At 41.3% G+C, this 18,308-nt stretch carries 17 protein-coding genes; 1 reads left to right on the top strand and 16 read right to left on the bottom strand.

Annotation, left to right across the window (positions count from 1 at the left end; all coding sequences use genetic code 11):
• Window positions 1–13: 13 nt before the first annotated feature.
• From pgsA to MKY17_RS08655, 12 genes are all read right to left on the bottom strand, one after another.
• Entirely contained in the window at window positions 14–598 is a 585-nt protein-coding gene (pgsA, locus tag MKY17_RS08710; RefSeq protein ID WP_034313524.1) for a CDP-diacylglycerol--glycerol-3-phosphate 3-phosphatidyltransferase, read from the bottom strand.
• A gap of 165 nt (window positions 599–763) precedes the next feature.
• Window positions 764–1,672, bottom strand: coding sequence for a helix-turn-helix domain-containing protein (locus MKY17_RS08705; protein ID WP_311608284.1), 909 nt, complete (start codon window positions 1,670–1,672; stop codon window positions 764–766).
• Between the two features lie 8 nt (window positions 1,673–1,680).
• A complete protein-coding gene (locus MKY17_RS08700) occupies window positions 1,681–2,472 on the bottom strand; it encodes a DUF3388 domain-containing protein (protein WP_034313530.1) in 792 nt (263 codons plus the stop codon).
• 243 nt (window positions 2,473–2,715) lie between these two features.
• A complete protein-coding gene (locus MKY17_RS08695; protein ID WP_076366409.1) occupies window positions 2,716–2,973 on the bottom strand; it encodes a DUF3243 domain-containing protein in 258 nt (85 codons plus the stop codon).
• 79 nt (window positions 2,974–3,052) lie between these two features.
• Window positions 3,053–3,778, bottom strand: a complete 726-nt coding sequence (locus MKY17_RS08690) for an SDR family oxidoreductase (RefSeq protein ID WP_098370969.1) — start codon at window positions 3,776–3,778, stop codon at window positions 3,053–3,055.
• 18 nt (window positions 3,779–3,796) lie between these two features.
• Window positions 3,797–5,083 carry a pitrilysin family protein gene (locus MKY17_RS08685; protein WP_098370970.1) on the bottom strand — a complete coding sequence of 429 codons (1,287 nt, stop codon included), beginning with the start codon at window positions 5,081–5,083 and terminating at the stop codon, window positions 3,797–3,799.
• Window positions 5,083–6,363: a pitrilysin family protein gene (locus MKY17_RS08680; RefSeq protein ID WP_098370971.1), complete on the bottom strand. Its 1,281-nt coding sequence runs from the start codon at window positions 6,361–6,363 to the stop codon at window positions 5,083–5,085. The genes MKY17_RS08685 and MKY17_RS08680 overlap by 1 nt, the downstream gene beginning before the upstream one ends.
• A gap of 210 nt (window positions 6,364–6,573) precedes the next feature.
• On the bottom strand, window positions 6,574–7,533 hold the full coding sequence (locus tag MKY17_RS08675) for an ABC transporter permease (RefSeq protein ID WP_094246576.1): 960 nt from the start codon (window positions 7,531–7,533) through the stop codon (window positions 6,574–6,576).
• Window positions 7,534–8,577: an ABC transporter permease gene (locus MKY17_RS08670; protein WP_098370972.1), complete on the bottom strand. Its 1,044-nt coding sequence runs from the start codon at window positions 8,575–8,577 to the stop codon at window positions 7,534–7,536.
• On the bottom strand, window positions 8,570–10,105 hold the full coding sequence (locus MKY17_RS08665) for an ABC transporter ATP-binding protein (RefSeq protein ID WP_098370973.1): 1,536 nt from the start codon (window positions 10,103–10,105) through the stop codon (window positions 8,570–8,572). The genes MKY17_RS08670 and MKY17_RS08665 overlap by 8 nt, the downstream gene beginning before the upstream one ends.
• Before the next feature lie 204 nt (window positions 10,106–10,309).
• Complete coding sequence (locus MKY17_RS08660; protein WP_098370974.1) at window positions 10,310–11,398, bottom strand: BMP family protein; 1,089 nt, start codon at window positions 11,396–11,398, stop codon at window positions 10,310–10,312.
• 161 nt (window positions 11,399–11,559) lie between these two features.
• On the bottom strand, window positions 11,560–12,285 hold the full coding sequence (locus MKY17_RS08655; RefSeq protein WP_098370975.1) for a GntR family transcriptional regulator: 726 nt from the start codon (window positions 12,283–12,285) through the stop codon (window positions 11,560–11,562).
• A gap of 304 nt (window positions 12,286–12,589) precedes the next feature.
• Here MKY17_RS08655 and MKY17_RS08650 point away from each other — a divergent pair, with 304 nt between their 5' ends.
• On the top strand, window positions 12,590–12,889 hold the full coding sequence (locus MKY17_RS08650; RefSeq protein ID WP_098370976.1) for a DUF6509 family protein: 300 nt from the start codon (window positions 12,590–12,592) through the stop codon (window positions 12,887–12,889).
• A 30-nt stretch (window positions 12,890–12,919) separates the two neighbouring features.
• On the opposite strand, the gene MKY17_RS08645 is transcribed toward MKY17_RS08650, so the two are convergent.
• From MKY17_RS08645 to MKY17_RS08630, 4 genes are all read right to left on the bottom strand, one after another.
• A complete protein-coding gene (locus MKY17_RS08645) occupies window positions 12,920–15,250 on the bottom strand; it encodes a DNA translocase FtsK (protein ID WP_098370977.1) in 2,331 nt (776 codons plus the stop codon).
• A gap of 239 nt (window positions 15,251–15,489) precedes the next feature.
• Complete coding sequence (locus tag MKY17_RS08640) at window positions 15,490–15,717, bottom strand: YlzJ-like family protein (RefSeq protein WP_098370978.1); 228 nt, start codon at window positions 15,715–15,717, stop codon at window positions 15,490–15,492.
• Window positions 15,714–16,460 carry an ATP-dependent Clp protease proteolytic subunit gene (locus MKY17_RS08635; protein ID WP_228467355.1) on the bottom strand — a complete coding sequence of 249 codons (747 nt, stop codon included), beginning with the start codon at window positions 16,458–16,460 and terminating at the stop codon, window positions 15,714–15,716. The genes MKY17_RS08640 and MKY17_RS08635 overlap by 4 nt, the downstream gene beginning before the upstream one ends.
• A 128-nt stretch (window positions 16,461–16,588) precedes the next feature.
• Window positions 16,589–18,259, bottom strand: a complete 1,671-nt coding sequence (locus tag MKY17_RS08630; protein WP_098370979.1) for a ribonuclease J — start codon at window positions 18,257–18,259, stop codon at window positions 16,589–16,591.
• Between the last annotated feature and the right edge of the window lie 49 nt (window positions 18,260–18,308).

Here is an 18,308-nt window from a genome sequence, read left to right as displayed (position 1 = left end):
ACCACCATTCGTTTTACTTTGAATTAACAAATACTTCTTTGTTTTTTATAAAATAATCCAAACCTGACCAGATTGTAAAGATTAATGCAATCCATAATGCGATATTAGCAAAAGGCAGTGAAATGAGGGCAAATGGAAGGTTATGCAGCAATAAAGCCGAAATAGAAACAATTTGTGCCCATGTTTTAATTTTTCCAAGCTGGTTCGCTGCTACCACTTCCCCTGTACCCGCTAACACCAAACGTAATCCGGTGACTGCAAACTCGCGACTTATGATCACGATGGCAATCCAAGATTGACCGTACATTAAATCTAGATCAACTAAAACGATTAAGGCAGCCGAAACCAGAAGTTTATCAGCCAATGGATCTAAAAATTTCCCTAAATCAGTAATCATATTATATTTTCTGGCAAAATGGCCATCGATCCAATCCGTAGTGGAAGCGATAATAAAGAGGATGGCTCCAGCTAAGTGCGCCACTGGCAAACTGTATTCTCCCCAAGTTAGCGTTCCCCATGAAAAGGGAACAAGCATGATGATTAAAAATACTGGAATTAAACAGATTCTTGCTACTGTAATCTTATTAGGCAGATTCAAAACTTTTACCTCCAAAATTTACGCCTGCCATTTGGGCAATGCGTCTTAGATCTGAAATAATGCTTATATGTATAATTTAACTCAAAATCCAATCTTATATGCCGGGTAAACCATTTCCCGTCGCCTTACTATTATATAGAGCAAAAATAGTCATCTAAAAGATGACTATTCGGCTTTCGTAAATTGTATCGTAACCAATTGCGTATTCACTTCAGTCGGTGAAATGGAATACTCCAGCTTCTCATCATTCACATAAATCTCAGTTTCATATGCTCTGCCTATATTGATGACAGCTTCTTTTTCATTGGTGAAATCAATTACCTGACTTTTGTCCTTGTCGATAGTGCCCTGGAAAAGTAATTTACCTTCACCATTTTTGATGCCTACCCATGGTGAGCCTTTGGAGGTCACCTTTAATTTAAAGGTATCGGTATTTTTTAATTCATACGTACTATTTTTACCGCTGGAACTGGTGACGGCAAGTTTTTGCTCTTTCTTTTCATCTTTGACAACTGCATCATCTTCATTCTTCTCATCAGATGAATCCGATTTTTCTTCATTCTGTTTTTGGTCTGCATTCTCTTTTTCTTCGTTAAACCCATCACTTTTATTGTAGCCCACGGCTTCATTCTCTTTAGCGTTCTTTTTGTCATCATTATCCGGGTTACTCATATAGTTCGATACCAGCACCCAAATCAATACGGCCGCACCAATTACTAAAACGACAGCCAAGATCTTCGGTAACATTTCTACAACCTTCGAATCCCCTGCCGGTATCGTTTTTCTGGATTGGACCCTTGAAAGCTGTTCTGGCAATTCCTCGCTATAGACCGATGGTATTTCACTCTTATATTGTTCGAAAATCTCTTCTGAATCCAGTCCGACCGCTTCACAATATTGCTTTATGAATGCCCGTACATAAAACTTTCCAGGCATCATACTGTAATTTCCCTCTTCAATGCCAATGAGGTAACGCTTTTGAATCTTTGTTAATTCCTGCAAATCTTCTAAGCTAAGACCTTTGGCTTCCCTAGCTTCCTTTAATCGATTACCTAACTCAGTCAAATAAAACACCTGCCATTTTAAAAGTCAAAGGAACCAAAATCGGACCCTGAAAACTGGTCTTTTTGGTCGACAACTTCATATGTTATTTCTTCTTCAGGATTGTTTCGCAATTCAATAATATAATCAAAGTCTTCGAGGGTATACTCCGTATTTTGGACAAAAACATCCGGATGTTCGATTACTTTGACAGCATCAAGCCTCATTATTTCGCGGATCAACTGCCAATGACGCTCATTTGCACGGCGAGTGGAAACAATTCCATCTAAAATGAACAAATTATCATTATTATATTCATCCTCAATAAGCTGACTGCGGATAGTCTGCTTTAAAAGGGTCGATGACACAAACAACCATCTCTTATTAGCACATACACTCGAGGCTACGATAGATTCAGTTTTCCCGACACGAGGCATCCCTCGTATCCCAATTAATTTATGACCTTCTTGTTTAAATAGCTCGGCCAGGAAATCGACAAGCAAGCCTAGTTCATCACGAACAAACCTAAAGGTGTTTTTCTCATCGGCATCGCGTTGAATATAACGTCCATGCCTGACTGCGAGGCGATCACGCAATTTAGGTTCCCTAAGCTTAATGACCTTAATCGTATCCATCGTACGGAGGATTGACTCGAATCTTTCTATATTACGGCTGTCTTTCGCCAACAAAAGTAAACCACGCCTGCCTTCATCGACCCCGTTGATGGTGATGATATTAATGGAAAGCATACCCAGAAGGGATGAAATATCCCCTAATAAACCAGGACGGTTGACTTGAATTTCATATTCAAAATACCATTCTTTATTATCCACGATAACACTCCTTAAGCCTAAAAGTTTTTACCCTATTCAGGGGCAAAAAACTTATCCATCGTAAATTTTCAAGGTCTGAACACTTTAATATTAATTGTCTAGCTTCTATAATATAGCATTTCGTGATAAGTTAAAAGGAAAAACCCTAGAAAAATATTCATTTTTATATAAGGGGATAAATAGTCATCCACTTCAATCCAAAAGGCCCTGTTAATTAATAACAGGGCCTTTTGGATTGATATTTTACTTCGTTGCATTGTTCTCGACTAACTTGACCATGACGCTTGCCATGGCATGCTTTTCTTCATCGCTTGCGACCGACCAAAGATCAGCAAGCACTTTCTCTTGATCATTCTGGGGCTCAACCTGATTAGCCAGGTAATCACCGATTTCGAAAGCCAAGTTGTTAACAGCACCTTCTGACAAACCTTGTTGTTCACCTTGATTTAATCTGTCGCCTAAGAAATTTTTCCATTGATCCCAATTGTCCAGTACAGACATGAATGGTCACCCTTTCCTTCAAAATAGTACATAGATATTTTGTGAAGGAACCGAGAAAATTATACATGTCTAAAAAAAATCATGTGTACCATCCGCCATTTACGCCTAAGATTTGCCCGGTTATATAAGACGACTTGTCGGAAAGTAAATAATATACGGCCTCGGCGACTTCTTTGGAATGCCCCATCCTGCCCATCGGGATATCGCCTTTGATGATCTCCAGATCTTCTGCACTGAATGATTCGAGCATGGAAGTGGAAATCGCACCGGGGGCAACGGCATTCACCCGGATTCCATTAAGCGATACTTCTTTGCTAAGCGCCTTGATAAAAGCATTTTGACTGCCCTTGACCATAGAATATAATACTTCACAAGATGCACCTGTCTGCCCCCAAATCGATGTGACCGCAACGATGGCAGCCTGTTCTTGGTACATAAGCTTTGGAAGCAGTTCCTTGGTTAATTGGAAAGGGCTCGTTACATGCAGCTGGACCATTTCATTAACGATTGTCTCATCCATGTCCGATATAAGCCCATAATAGCTATTGCCACTATTAAGGACGATTGCATGGAGGGCAAAAATATTTTCCGCCAATTTCTTGTATCCATCCGGTGCAGCCAAATCCGCTTGAACCGGAATAAGTTCGACTTGATGAGGCTTCAGTTCTTCAATCAGTTCAAGTATCGCTTCTTCATTGCTGTTATAATGTAAATAAAGTGAGTAATTCTCCTCGGCAAGCTTTATAGCGATTTCCCTGCCGATTCCTCCGCTGGCTCCAGTAATAAGGGCAAAACGTTTCCCCACATTGCCGCCCCCTTTATATTATTTAGGAAGTACCTGGCAGACAGTCATCCGTTGATCGGATATTAAGTCCTTGGCGACCTCCCTGATATCTTCGATCGTTAGTTTTTCCAATACCGATACAACATCGAACAAGTTCATATCATTGAATGCATATCTGGTGAATTGATTCGCTATATATTCCGGCGAATTCAGGGAACGAAGGAAAGAACCGATTTTTTTCTTGATTGTCCTTTGCAGGCTTTCTTCATTCAGGCCGGTTCCGGCTTTTGATTTTTGCAGGATACCAAATAAAGACTCCGTCAACTCGTCAGGTTTGGCACTGTCCCCGCCAATTAACGCAAACCCAAAACCTTGTTCCTGTGTATAATCATAAGAAAAGCTTTGATCAATCAACCCTTCCTCATATAGCTCCTCATGCAAAGGTGAACTCTTGCCAAACAGCATTTCCAAATAAATATTGGTCGCTAATTCCCTTTTCAAAAGCTGTAATCCTGATTGGTGCACGTTGATGGCCTTGATGCCCAGCATCACTTTTGGTGTCTGGACATTCATCCTTAAGACTTCCTTATCCTTGGCAACGACTTCCGGCTCTTCGTCAAATTTACGTTCCACTGCAGGTTGTTCGTTGTACCCTTTATTATTTTGATTATCCCGAATCAGTTTCATGGTGCTTTCGACATCTACCGGTCCTACAACGAATAAGAGCATGTTGCTAGGATGGTAAAACGTATTATAACATTCGTAAAGCATATCCTTCGTAATATCTGCAATGGATTCCACAGTACCGGCAATATCGATTTTCACTGGATGTTGATGATACATATTGGCTATCGTCCCGAAATATAATCGCCAGTCTGAATTATCATCATACATATTGATTTCCTGCCCAATGATTCCTTTTTCCTTCTCTACCGTCTTTTCCGAAAAGTAAGGATCCTGGACAAAGTCAATTAAGGTGGTTAGATTCCTATCGAAATCGGACGTGCTGGAAAATAAATATGCTGTACGGGTGAAAGAAGTAAAGGCATTTGCAGATGCTCCCTGCTTTGAAAATTGCTGAAAAACATCACCATCTTCCTTTTCAAATAGCTTATGTTCAAGAAAATGGGCGATCCCATCAGGTACTTTAGAGAATTCCGTTCCATTCAATGGTTTGAAATGGTTGTCGATTGAACCATAATTCGTCGTGAAAGTCGCAAATGATTTATTGAACCCACTTTTCGGAAGAATATATACTTCGAGACCATTATCCATTTTTTCATGGAAAAGTTCTTCTTTCAATTGAGTGAATGCTATTTTTTCCATTACCCTTGCACCTCCGCTTCCGTTAGGAAATAAATCGTATCAAGCTGAATCTTTTGAGCGACTGCAATGATTTCTTCCTTTGTCGTCCGTTCTGTTTTTGCAAACCAATCGTCGAGTGATATATCCTGCCCGGAAACCACATTATGATATAAAATTTCCACAAGTCCTCTCGAAACGTCAATGGTTTCAAGGAGTTGGTTCTTAACGACTGCCTTTGTCTGTGCCAGTTCTTCTTCGGAAAAGTTCCCTTGCTTCATTTCCTTCATTTGTGCGTGGATGATATCCAATGCCTGCTTGTAGTTGGCATTTTCAATGCCCGCCATGACCATTAAAAGTCCTTTATGACTTTCGAGCCTTGAAGCTGCATAATAAGCAAGGCTGGCTTTCTCCCTGACATTAATGAAAAGTTTCGAATGTGAAAAGCCACCAAAAATCCCATTGAATAGCTGAAGAGCATAATAATCCGGATCACCGTATGCAACTTGGGTTCGATAACCGATATTCAATTTACCTTGTTTCACATCTGAATTTTCAATGATTTCATTTTCCTTCTCCACTACCTTGCCTGGCTTCCTTGGCAGTCCCACAGGCACTCGTTCTTGCAACGACACATACTTGTCAGCTAGAACCTCCACTTCCGATTCATCGATGTCACCGATTACATATAAATCGATTTCATCCTCCGTCAGCACTTTTTTATAATGGGCGTAAAGGGATTCTGGAGTTATCGTTTCCAAGTCTTGAAGATTGCCGCTCGCTTCTAGAGAATATGGTTCGTTTTTGCACATTTCCTCTACAAGGCGTGTAGCTGAATATCGCATCTTGTCATCGGAAATGGATTGAATCCGCTGTTTTAAAGAACGGATTTCATTCGAAACCGTTTTAGAGTCAAAGGCTTCACCGTTCTTCTTCGGATTAAAGATCACCTCTGATAATAACCCAAAAGCCTTTTCGAGAAGCGGGGTTGAATCACTAAGGAATTTTTCATTAACGATATCGATCGTAAAACTTATGATTTGATATTCTCCTTTTTTAGCTACATCGACGTAAAACCCTGCTCCATATAAATCATCAAGATAAGATCGAAGCTCGGGTGTTGTAGGGTATTTACTTGTATTGCTTTGTAACACATATGGCAGCAATGCACGATATGTAACGTCCTCTTTTGTCAACGGGGCCTTCATCTTCAGCACGAGAGTATTCGTTTTATATTTATCCGTCTGGACCACATGAAGCTTGTAGCCGCTTTTTTCCGTAATTGTATCGGAAGCAATAGACATGAATAATCCTCCTCATTATATAAATCACCTTTATTAGCTTATTGTTTGTAGATTGGAACCCTTTTAAACATCTACTTAAAATATACATGTGAAAGGAAAAATCATGCAAGTTACAGCTACTTTTTTTGGTATTTCACCAGCTCACCATCACTTATGGCTCAATCTCAAAAGAAAAAACCGGCCAGCAAAGTTTGCTGACCGGTTAAATAATTATCTTTTCCCTTTGATGTATGGCTGTCCGGATGCTTTCGGAGCATCTGCACGTCCAATGAAACCAGTTAGTGCAATGATCGTCAGAACATAAGGAGCGATCAAGAGGTAAACAGATGGAATATCCTTGAAGAAAGGAAGGCTCGAGCCAACGATGCTTAAACTTTGAGCCAAACCAAAGAATAGTGCTGCACCCATTGCCCCGATTGGGTGCCATTTACCAAAAATCATAGCGGCAATGGCCATGAACCCTTGACCATTGATTGTCGCATGATTGAATTCATTCGAAAAGATGGTAGCATAAATCGCTCCGCCGATACCGCCAAAAGCACCTGATAATAAAACGGCGGCATAACGGATTTTCGTAACATTGACACCCATCGTGTCAGCAGCCATCGGATGCTCCCCCACTGCACGGATCCTTAATCCAAATGGCGTTTTATAAAGTACATACCAAACTACAAACGATATTAGGATCGCTATATAGACGATATAATACCCATTTGCGAAAAAGATAGGTCCTATAAATGGAATATCACTTAGTAACGGAACATCAATCCTTGGGAATGTTTCTGTGATCCTATCAGTTTGACCTTTGTCAAAAATCAGCTTCACCAAAAACATGGTCAGACCTACTGCCAACAAGTTGATGGCGACCCCACTAACCGTTTGGTCTGCCCTGAACGTAATGCATGCCACAGCGTGTAGAATGGAAAACAGTAATCCGGCAATCATTGCTGCTAAGACGGCAAGCCACGGAGTCCATTCGCCAAAGACATCAGCAAACATTAAGTTAAAAACGATCCCTGTAAAGGCACCAATGACCATCAATCCTTCTAAACCGATGTTTATGACACCTGCCCGTTCAGAAAACACCCCTCCGAGTGAAGTAAAAATAAGTGGAGCAGCTAGAGCAATCATGGATGGAATAATTATTTGCAGTACTTGGTAAAAATCCACTTATTTCACCCCTTTCTTAAATCGAGCGGCAATCCAACGAATAAAATAACTGGATGCGACAAAGAAAATAATCAATGCTATGACAATATCTACAATTTCACTTGGTATGCCGGTTTCTAGCGGCATATTTAAGGCACCTGCTTTCAGTCCCCCAAATAATAAGGCGGCCAGAACAACCCCAATAGCTGTATTCGCCCCTAGTAAGGCTACTGCAATCCCGTCAAAGCCCATACCTGTGAACCCGCCTTTGACCGCTGCATAACCGAAAGTTCCAAGACCTTCCATCGCACCCGCAAGCCCTGCAAAAGCACCAGAAATAACCATGGAAAGGATGATGTTCTTATTTACACTCATCCCTGCATATTCGGACGCGTGCTGATTGAAACCTACCGCTTTCAGTTCAAAGCCCGTTTTTGTTCTTTCAAGAATGAACCACATGATGATTACGCATATAATTGCTACGACTATTCCCCAATGCATCCGGGAAAAATCCGTAATACTTTCAAAAAAAGGAGAACGCAGTGATGCTGTATCTGCAATTCTTTCTGTTTTATCCAGCTTGTCAGTCAGTACATTCCGAATTAAATAATTCGTTACATATAAAGCTGTATAATTCAACATGATAGAAACGATTACTTCATGTACACGGAACTTCGCTTTTAAATATCCAGGGATGAATGCCCACAAGGCGCCCGCAGCTGCACCAGCTAAGATCGCCAACGGCAAATGGATGATCCTTGGAAGCTCAAAAGCGATTCCGACCCAAACCGCCGCCAGCCAGCCAACTATTAATTGCCCTTCCACACCGATATTGAATAGGCCCGTACGAAAAGCAAAAGCCACTGCCAAACCAGCAAGGATATAAGGGATGATTGTCCTGACGGATTCCCCTACATAATAAGAATCCCCAATAATTCCATTAACCATGGAGCCATAGCCGGCAACTGGGTCATAGCCGCTTACCAACATGATTATGGCCCCAACGACCAAGCCGAGGATAACTGCTATTAACGGACTCGTTAATTTAGATAAATACTTAGACATGTTGTTTTCCACCTGCTTCCGTCCGTTTACTGCCGGCCATAAGAAGGCCAAGCTCCTGTTCAGTCGTTTCTTTCGGATCGACAATTGCGACGATTTCCCCTTCGTATATAACGGCAATTCTATCGCTCACATTCATGATTTCTTCCAATTCAAATGAAATGAGAAGTACCGCTTTTCCTGCATCACGCTGTTCAATTAAACGTTTATGGATAAACTCGATCGCTCCGACATCAAGCCCGCGTGTTGGCTGTGCCGCAATCAATAAATCCGGGTTCCTATCAACTTCACGACCGATGATTGCCTTTTGCTGATTGCCGCCAGAAAGCGCCCTTGCCGGGGTATATTCACTCGGAGTACGAACATCGTAACTTTTGATCAATGAACGGGCTTTTTCAAATATTTTCTTTGAGTTTAAGATACCAGCTTTTGAGAAAGGCTGTTGATAGTAGGTTTGCAAGACAATATTTTCCCCAATGCTGTAATCAAGAACCAAACCATGCTTATGCCTGTCTTCTGGAATATGACCAACGCCCGCTTCCGTGATTTTACGCGGCTTCAGATTACTGATTTCTTTTCCATTTAACTTTATGGAACCTACTGTTGTCTTCCTTAGACCAGCCAATGCTTCAATTAATTCGGATTGACCATTTCCATCCACTCCAGCGATTCCGACAATTTCTCCTGCACGGACAGTTAAATCCAAGTTCCGAACAGCTGAAACGCCACGGGGATCCTTGACTTCCAGTTCCCGAACCTCGAGAACGACATCAGAAGGAGCAGCTGCCGTTTTTTCCGTCTTAAATAAAACTTCCCTACCGACCATTAAGCTGGCCAATTCGTTAGGGTTCGTTTCGCTGACATTCACTGTTCCGATTCCTTGCCCTTTGCGTATAACCGTTACCCGGTCACAAACCTCCATGATCTCTTTAAGTTTGTGTGTAATTAAAATGATAGATTTCCCCTCTTTGATAAGAGCTTTCATTATAAAAATCAGTTCCTTGATTTCTTGAGGAGTCAGAACAGCGGTTGGTTCATCAAAAATTAATATCTCCGCACCACGGTAGAGTGTCTTTAGGATTTCAACACGTTGCTGCATCCCTATTGAAATATCGGCTATCTTTGCATTGGGGTCGACACGAAGCTGATATTGTTCTGATAGTTTCCTAACTTCCTCACTCGCTTCTTTTAAATCGATCTTACCAGCCTTTGATGGTTCTTTTCCTAATATGATATTTTCTGTTACAGTAAAAGGGTCAACGAGCATAAAATGCTGATGGACCATTCCAATCCCTAAATCATTGGCAATGTTTGGACTGGTAATCTTGACTGGCTCACCATTCACACGAATTTCTCCCTGCTCTGGCTGGTATAAGCCGAATAAAACATTCATCAATGTGGATTTTCCCGCGCCATTCTCACCTAATAATGCGTGAATCTCCCCTTTTTTAACCTGAAGGGTAACGTTATCATTTGCGACGATGCCTGGGAATTCCTTACGGATATTGAGCATCTCAATTACATATTCCACGTATTATCAACTCCTAAAATGAGTGTAAATATTCTTAATTAATAAATTGATATCTTACCTTATTGATTTTTTTGAAAAAAACCAAATGAAAAACTACGAATCTATCATAGTTTTTCATTCGATATTTTACAGTGCCAAGCGCATTTTTTAGGAAAAGAAAGAATAGAGGGCAATTCTGCTCCCTATTCCTTCTGGCATTACAGCTTATAAACCAAGTTTTTCGAATTCTTCATCCGTACCCGGAACTACGAATTCACCTGATTTAATTTTTTCTGTCCACTCATCTACCGCTTTTAAAGATTCTTCTGTTACGTTATCTTTTGTATCGGAAATGCCTACACCATTTTCTTCGATACCGTACTCAATTACTTTTCCGCCTGGGAATTTTCCTTCTTTCGCTTTCTCGGAAAGGTCTTTAACTGCTACGTCAACACGTTTAAGCATGGAAGTCAGTGTGATATTGTCGTCAGTTCCCGGAACTGCCCCTAATTTAGCTTGGTCGCTATCTACACCGATTACATAGATTTCTCTCTTTGGATCTTTTTGCTTTTGCTCTACAGCTTCAGTGAATACACCTTTTCCAGTTCCGCCAGCAGCATGATAAATGATATCGATACCAGAAGAATACATGGAGCCTGCAGTGGATTTACCGATATCAGCTTTATTGAAATCTCCGGCATATTTAACTTCAACTTTTGCATCCGGATTTACAGATAAAACCCCAGCCTTAAAGCCAACTTCGAATTTCTTGATTAATTCAGATTCAACTCCGCCGATAAAACCGACCTTGTTTGTTTTCGTTTGCAATCCGGCAATTACACCTACAAGGAATGAACCTTGCTGCTCTTTAAAATTAATGCTGGCTACGTTCTTTTTATCAACAACAGTATCCACGATAGCAAAGTTTGAATCCGGACGTTGGTCAGCCACTTCACCAACAGCTTCGGCTAAAAGAAAACCGATACCATAGATTAGTTGGTAATCTTCACGTACAAGCGTATTCAGGTTTTTAGCGTAATCGGCATCAGATTTAGATTGCAGGTAGTTATAGCCATCTTTACCTTTTTCCAGACCATTATCCTTACCGAATTCCTGAATGCCTTTCCAAGCGGATTGGTTGAACGACTCGTCATCCACGCCGCCAGTATCAGTTACCATCGCAACCGTGAAATTATCTTTGTTTTTCCCATTTGAAGATTCTTTATCATCATTCTCTGAATTACCACATGCCCCTAGTAGCGTACCGGCTGCAAGAACAAGTGAAAGAGCTAGACCTAATTTGCGCTTTTTCAATTTTTATCCCCCTAATTTACATAGTTTTTTGAGCAGGAATGTTCTGAAAAGTCATTTATGTTTGCGTTTTCACTTCTCGTTAATTTTTTTTGCATACGTTTGATTTGACTTTTACGGAATCAAAACAAACGCTTGCATTCACCCGTATGCAGAGTCAAAGCCTACACACGTTTACGAAGAACATGAAAGCTGAACATATTGGCTTTAAAGTAGTTAACAGAATACAGAATAGGCTGGTCCCAATCATCCAGATGCATCTGCTTTAGAACGAGTAGTGCGGCTTCTGGAGAGCAATTAAGGATAGGAGAAACTTTCTCATGATATCCAATAGGCTCAATCTCCGCTACGGCATGCGTAATTTTCCGATGCGCATCTCTTTCCAAAATATCAAAAAGAGACTCATCATTACGGTCAAAATTTTCTGATAGTATAGATTCAGGAATTTTGTCAATACAGTAGACAACTGGCTCCCCATTCGCTGTCCTTACTCGCTCGATGATGACGATGCGTTCATCTGTTGAACAAGAAAACCTGCGTATATCCTCTTCTGTAGGTTCTTGGGCCGTCGAGCTTAAGAAAATCGTACCCGGCTTCATTCCTGCCTCTTCAATCATGTTCGTGACACTTTTTAATTGCTCGATACCTGAAGTGAACCGAGGTTTTGGATTGACGAAAGTCCCAACTCCATGGCGGCGAATGATGATGTTTTCTTCTTCTAAAATTCGCAGCGCTTCTCGAAGTGTCGCCCTACTCACTCCCAATTTTTTTGCAAGATCGAATTCTGAAGGGAATTTTTCATTTTCCTGATAGACTCCTGCTTCAATATCCTGCTTCAGGTAATCAATGACCTGCAAATATAAATGTCGACTATCTGATTTTATTGACATACAGTTTCCCCCAGCTAATTTCTTAAGACATCAGACCTCTGATGTTGAATCATTCCTACTAATCGAAAATAATATAACATTTTTTTTGATATAAATAAATAGTGTTTTACTATTTACTTTAAAAGAATTTAGGAGAAATTACCCTTCCATGTGTCTTTCAATCTAGATACAGCCGAGGAATTTGTACGATTATTCTCCTAAATCAGATAAATTTATTTTGAAAATGCAAAATGATTGCAGCTCTGTTCAAGATGATGTTTTCCTGTATAATAGGATTTATCTTCTTTGAAGGGATGTACACAAGATGTTAAAGATTACAGAATACACGATTGAAAAATTGAATGATCCATTTGGTATTTTGTCCGGGGAACGTTACGAGTTGTTCTTGGATATTGAAGTGCCTGAAGAGGATGAGCTCTTTTCAGAAAATGGTTTATATATCCGGGTGCTTTTTGCATTGGAAGAACAAATAGGCAAATTGATTAAATATGATATTTTTGAAAAAGGGAACGAAGGCGCACTCGAATTCGATTTAGAAGAAGATGAAGAAGCGATGATTACCGACTTCTGCCTTAAACATTTAGAAGAGGCGATGAATAATTAAAAAACCGGGCTGCAGCCCGGTTTTTTTCAACTATGATGAATGCGCTTCATCCTGTTCATCTTTAGTAACCAATACATTTCGTGGTTTACTGCCTTCATATGGACCGACAATTCCCCTCGCTTCCATTTCATCAATCAATCTTGCTGCCCGGGTATAGCCAATCCGGAAACGGCGCTGCAGCATGGAAACAGATGCAGTCTGCATTTCTACGATCAAGGACACCGCATCCCCGTATAAACTATCTTCGACTTCACCATTTGAAGTTTCTGCAATTTCATCCGGTATCATCTCTTCGTTATATTGTGCTTTTTGCTGTGAAATGACATATGTGACAACTTCCTCGACTTCATTGTCAGATAAAAATGCCCCTTGAACGCGAACCGGTTTTGAAGCTCCTGCAGGCAGGAAGAGCATGTCACCCCGTCCTAACAGTTTTTCGGCTCCGCCCATGTCGAGGATCGTTCTTGAATCGGTCATTGATGAGACACTAAAAGCAATCCGAGATGGGATGTTCGCTTTAATAACCCCTGTAATTACATCTACGGATGGCCGCTGAGTGGCAATTATCAAGTGGATGCCCGCGGCACGTGCCATTTGTGCAAGCCGTGTGATGGCATCCTCTACATCATTTGAGGCGACCATCATCAAATCTGCCAGCTCATCGACAATGACTACGATATAAGGCAAGAGCGGTTGTTTGGCATCTTCTTCTATGTTATACCGATTAATATAATCATTGTAGCCTTCAATATTACGGGTACCGGAATGAGAAAATAGCTCGTAGCGCCTTTCCATTTCACTGACCACTTTTTGCAAAGCCTGTGCAGCTTTCTTTGGATTCGTCACTACAGGTGCGAGTAAGTGGGGAATTCCATTATAGACATTCAACTCCACCATTTTTGGATCGATCATCATCATTTTCACTTCATGCGGTTTTGCCCGCATCAGAATACTCGTGATAATCCCGTTGATACAAACGGATTTCCCGCTGCCGGTAGCACCAGCCACTAGTAAATGCGGCATTTTATTAAGCTCCGCCTTAACCGCTTCACCAGAAATATTCCGCCCTAAGCCTATTTGCAGTTTTGCGTCAGGCTTGTCAACTTCTTTGGCCTCTAAAACTTCCCTTAATGACACCATTGCCACTTCGGAGTTAGGCACTTCTATTCCGATAGCCGATTTTCCGGGAATCGGGGCTTCGATCCTAATATCCTTTGCGGCAAGTGCAAGGGCCAAGTCATCGGATAGGCTGACAATTTTACTGACCTTCACCCCTACATCCGGATGGACTTCATATTTGGTTACGGCTGGGCCTAAATGAACTTGAGTGACTCTCGCTTTCACTCCAAAGCTATGAAAGGTGCGCTCAAGTTTTGCCGCATTTTCATGGATCAATTGGTACTCTCCGCTTTGGTCCGTTTTTTTGGGCTGCAATAACAAAGAAAGAGGCGGTAAAAGATATTCTTTATTTTCCACTTCCGTAAAATTCATAGGCGGAACGGCGTCATCCTGTTCCTCTGCACTTTCAGCTGCAGGTTCCGTAACTACGGGAATTATTTCGTTTTCGTCGCTATAGGCTTTATCAGCAAAGCTGGAAATGATCCGTTCGGTCGCCATTTGCTGTGTTTCCTCTTCTTGATGAAGGGGCTGATCCGTTTCCTCCACCGGATCTTTTTCCCGTTTCTTCTTTTTCACGGGATTCTTTTTCTTTTCTTTTTTGTCGTCATTCCACGTTTTCATATCATCTATGAATGCGGACCATTGCTTTTTGAAAAAGCCGCCAAGACCCTTGAAAAACTTCCCGAGGGTTTCACCTAACGTTTTCCCGGTCAATAGGACGGCACCTACAATGATAAAAAGGAATGAAACGATTTTCGATCCAGCTTCGTCGAATAAAAAGTATGAGGCTGCAAATAATATCGCTCCAATCATACCGCCCCCAAGGTCCTTTGTGCTGGCCTTGCCGGTCACTTCCATCCAGAATAGTTCCCATGTATTCGAAATGACGCTTGGCTTCGTAAACGGTCCTCCATCTGCAAGCATGTTAAACAGTGTCACATGGCTTAGCAGGAGCATGCTCGCGACAAGAAAATACATCCCGACGAATTGCCGTTTTAACAGGTAAGGGACCTCCCTCTTTATCATCAAATAGAAGCCAGCTGCAATTGCTCCCAACAATAAGAGGATATACCATTCCCCCATGAAAAAGCGGATTAAAAAGACCGTCCCGTTTCCCACTGCTCCAAGCTTGGCAATGGCAATGATGGCCAAACCTATTAAAGTGAGGCCGATCAATTCATATTTAAGCGTTAGTTTTAACTTCTCTGTACTATTCTTTTTTCTGCGTTTCTTCTTTGCCATAATATCACCTGATTCTTCATGAAACTATTCTAACTTTCCTATTCAACATCACTACATGATTTCCCTTCTCGAAACAAATGTTCGCTCACTGATTATACCAAATATATATGTACCTGTCCTTGTTATATATACCATTTATTATTAAGACGAACATTTTGCCCATATAATGAATAAAGCAGCCAAGCGGCTGCTGATTTTCATTCCAGTATATCATAATTTACCTCAGTTAGTCGTTTTTACTAATGATTCATCTGTTCGAACACATTTATGACAGCCCCCGGCTGAATGTGTACATTCATATAATCTTCAGGATCCGTGCTTACAATTCGATCAATGCGAAACGTGCGGCCACCGTCATGTTCAACCATTACATGTACACCATTATAGATCATTTCTATTAAATTTGCCGTCTTCTCATGGTGATGAGGGAAAATTATTTCTTCAGGAACGATCGTGTAAAGCGTCATTGCAGAAGCCCCTCCTCTTCCCCGGCAATTTTTGGCCTTCTTTCTTCCATGAAGCTATTTAGTTTTCTCATGGCCTGGCCTACTCCTCCTACATCATCGATCATACCGATTTCAACTGCCTCGGCCCCGATTACATTCGTGCCGATATCACGGGTTAAATTTCCTTTAGCAAACATTAAATCCTTAAAACTTTCTTCCGAAACGTTGGAGTGCCGCGTAACAAATTTAATGACTCTTTCCTGCATTTTATCTAAGTATTCAAAGGTTTGAGGCACGCCAATGACTAGCCCTGTCAAACGAATGGGATGAATCGTCATCGTTGCTGTTTCTGCTATATAGCTATGGTCACACGAAACCGCAATCGGCACACCGATCGAGTGACCTCCCCCAAGTACAATCGAGACGGATGGCTTTGAAAGGGAAGCCAGCATTTCTGCGATGGCTAGTCCTGCTTCGACATCTCCTCCGACTGTATTTAAAATGACAAGCAGCCCCTCTATATTGGGATTTTGTTCAATTGCCACAATTTGCGGAATAACATGTTCATATTTGGTCGTTTTATTTTGAGGCGGCAGCTGCATATGTCCTTCAATTTGTCCAATGATCGTCAAACAATGGATTTTTGAGTCTTGAGATAGTTGCGGAACATTAGTAGCCCCCAGCTGCTGAATCTTTTCGATTAAAGTTGAATTCTTACCTTCCTGCTTGCCTTCATTTTCATTTGGTAATGGTGCATTATCCACTATGCCAACCCCTTTCTCTTAAGCCTATAGCTTTATTATGTCTCGAGTCTCGGACTTCATTCTTCAAGATATAAGAGGTTTGACACAGAAAAAAGAACCCCTGACTGTTTAAGCCAGGGGTTCCTTACTTAATATTCCATGATTATTGGTAAAATCATTGGGCGGCGTTTCGTTTTTTCATAGAAGAATTGGTTTAACGCATCACGCATTTCCTGCTTCAGCGTGGACCAATCAAAAGGTTGGCGCGACCCATTTTTCTTTACGATTTCACTTACTATTTCAGTTGCTTCCCCAATCATTTTTTCAGATTCGCGAACATATACGAAGCCCCTTGAAATGATTTCAGGTCCTGCTGCAATGCTTTTATCCTGACGGTTCAACGTGACCACTACAATCAAAATGCCATCCTGGGATAACAAGCGCCGATCACGAAGAACGATATTACCCACATCTCCAACACCGCTGCCATCTATCAAGATATTTCCTGCAGAGACTTTGCCGGAAAGACCCATTTTATTGCCCTTTAGTTCGATGACATCACCTTTTTCGGCAATTATGATGTTTTCACGTTTAATTCCCGCAGCAACCCCAACTTTTTGATGGGCATATAAATGGCGGTATTCCCCATGTACAGGGATCAAGAATTTAGGATTCATCAAATTGATCATCATTTTAAGTTCTTCCTGGCTGCCATGCCCTGTTACGTGCACTTTATATTTATTTGCAGATACCACTTCAGCACCTACCCTGTAAAGCAAATCGACGGTTTTGGATAAAATAAGTTCGCCGCCCTGTAGGGGTGATGCACTGATCAAAACTGTGTCTCCCTTTTTGATCGTTACCTGCTTGTGGGTCTGTTTTGCCATTTTTTGAAGTGCCGCAATAGGCTCCCCCTGATGACCTGTCGATAACACGACGATTTCACGGTCGTCATACTGGCTAATTTCATTAATCGGGATTATCAGCTCTTCTTCGACCTTTAAGTAACCAAGGTTCAAGGCTGTTTCATAAACGCGTTGCAAGCTTTTTCCTACAACTGCCACTTTTCTGCGACTAGCTGCCGCTGCATTGAAAACATGTTGAATCCGGTTGATGTTCGAAGCGAAGCACGCTACGATGATCCTTCCGGAGGCTGCATGAAAAACCTCTGTAATATCTTTGGCCACAACTGCTTCTGATGTCGTATAACCTGGCCTCTCGGCACCGGTACTATCCGAAAGCAAGCATAGGACACCTTCTTCACCGATACCAGCCATTTTACCGATTTCCGGTTTATATAGATCTGTTGCTGCTTGATCGAATTTGAAATCCCCTGTATAAACGATTGCACCTTCACGAGTGTGGATCACGACTCCGACAGAATCGGGAATACTATGGTTTGTCCGGAAAAAAGACACGGCTGCTTGAGGGAAACTTAAAAGAGAATCAGAATCGATTTCAGTGAATGTTGCCCTGCCGTTAAAGCCATCTTCCTTTAATTTCGTTTTGATTAAAGCTAGTGTAAGCTTTGTTCCATAAACAGGTGCCGGTAAATATTTCAAGACATAAGCAAGCGCTCCCATATGGTCTTCATGACCATGGGTAATGAATATCCCCTGCACCCGTTCCTTATTATCCATCAAATAAGAAATATCAGGGATAACCGCATCGATTCCGAGCATTTCGTCTTCTGGCAGCATTAACCCTGCATCAAGAAGATAGATGTCTTCGTTCACCTCAACGACGTACATATTTTTACCAAGTTCCCCTTGTCCTCCAAGAGAAATGACTTTTATTCCATTATTTTTATCTTTACCCAATCGAATATCCTCCTTAAAAATTCCCGTTCATAATTTCCCACTGAATTCA

This window comes from Peribacillus sp. FSL P2-0133, assembly GCF_037975445.1.
In the GTDB taxonomy this organism is placed as follows: Bacteria; Bacillota; Bacilli; order Bacillales; family DSM-1321; genus Peribacillus; species Peribacillus simplex_E.
Note: the sequence above shows the minus strand (reverse complement) of the source record. Positions and strands in the feature narration are given on the sequence as shown.

Bases quoted from the DNA above. Each gene is read 5' to 3' on its own strand.
- MKY17_RS08695 (WP_076366409.1), bottom strand. From the start codon at position 2,973: ATGTCTGTACTGGACAATTGGGATCAATGGAAAAATTTCTTAGGCGAC.
- MKY17_RS08685 (WP_098370970.1), bottom strand. From the start codon at position 5,083: ATGGAAAAAATAGCATTCACTCAATTGAAAGAAGAACTTTTCCATGAA.
- MKY17_RS08680 (WP_098370971.1), bottom strand. From the start codon at position 6,363: ATGTCTATTGCTTCCGATACAATTACGGAAAAAAGCGGCTACAAGCTT.
- MKY17_RS08670 (WP_098370972.1), bottom strand. From the start codon at position 8,577: ATGTCTAAGTATTTATCTAAATTAACGAGTCCGTTAATAGCAGTTATC.
- MKY17_RS08655 (WP_098370975.1), bottom strand. From the start codon at position 12,285: ATGTCAATAAAATCAGATAGTCGACATTTATATTTGCAGGTCATTGAT.
- MKY17_RS08650 (WP_098370976.1), top strand. From the start codon at position 12,590: ATGTTAAAGATTACAGAATACACGATTGAAAAATTGAATGATCCATTT.
- MKY17_RS08645 (WP_098370977.1), bottom strand. From the start codon at position 15,250: ATGGCAAAGAAGAAACGCAGAAAAAAGAATAGTACAGAGAAGTTAAAA.
- MKY17_RS08640 (WP_098370978.1), bottom strand. From the start codon at position 15,717: ATGACGCTTTACACGATCGTTCCTGAAGAAATAATTTTCCCTCATCAC.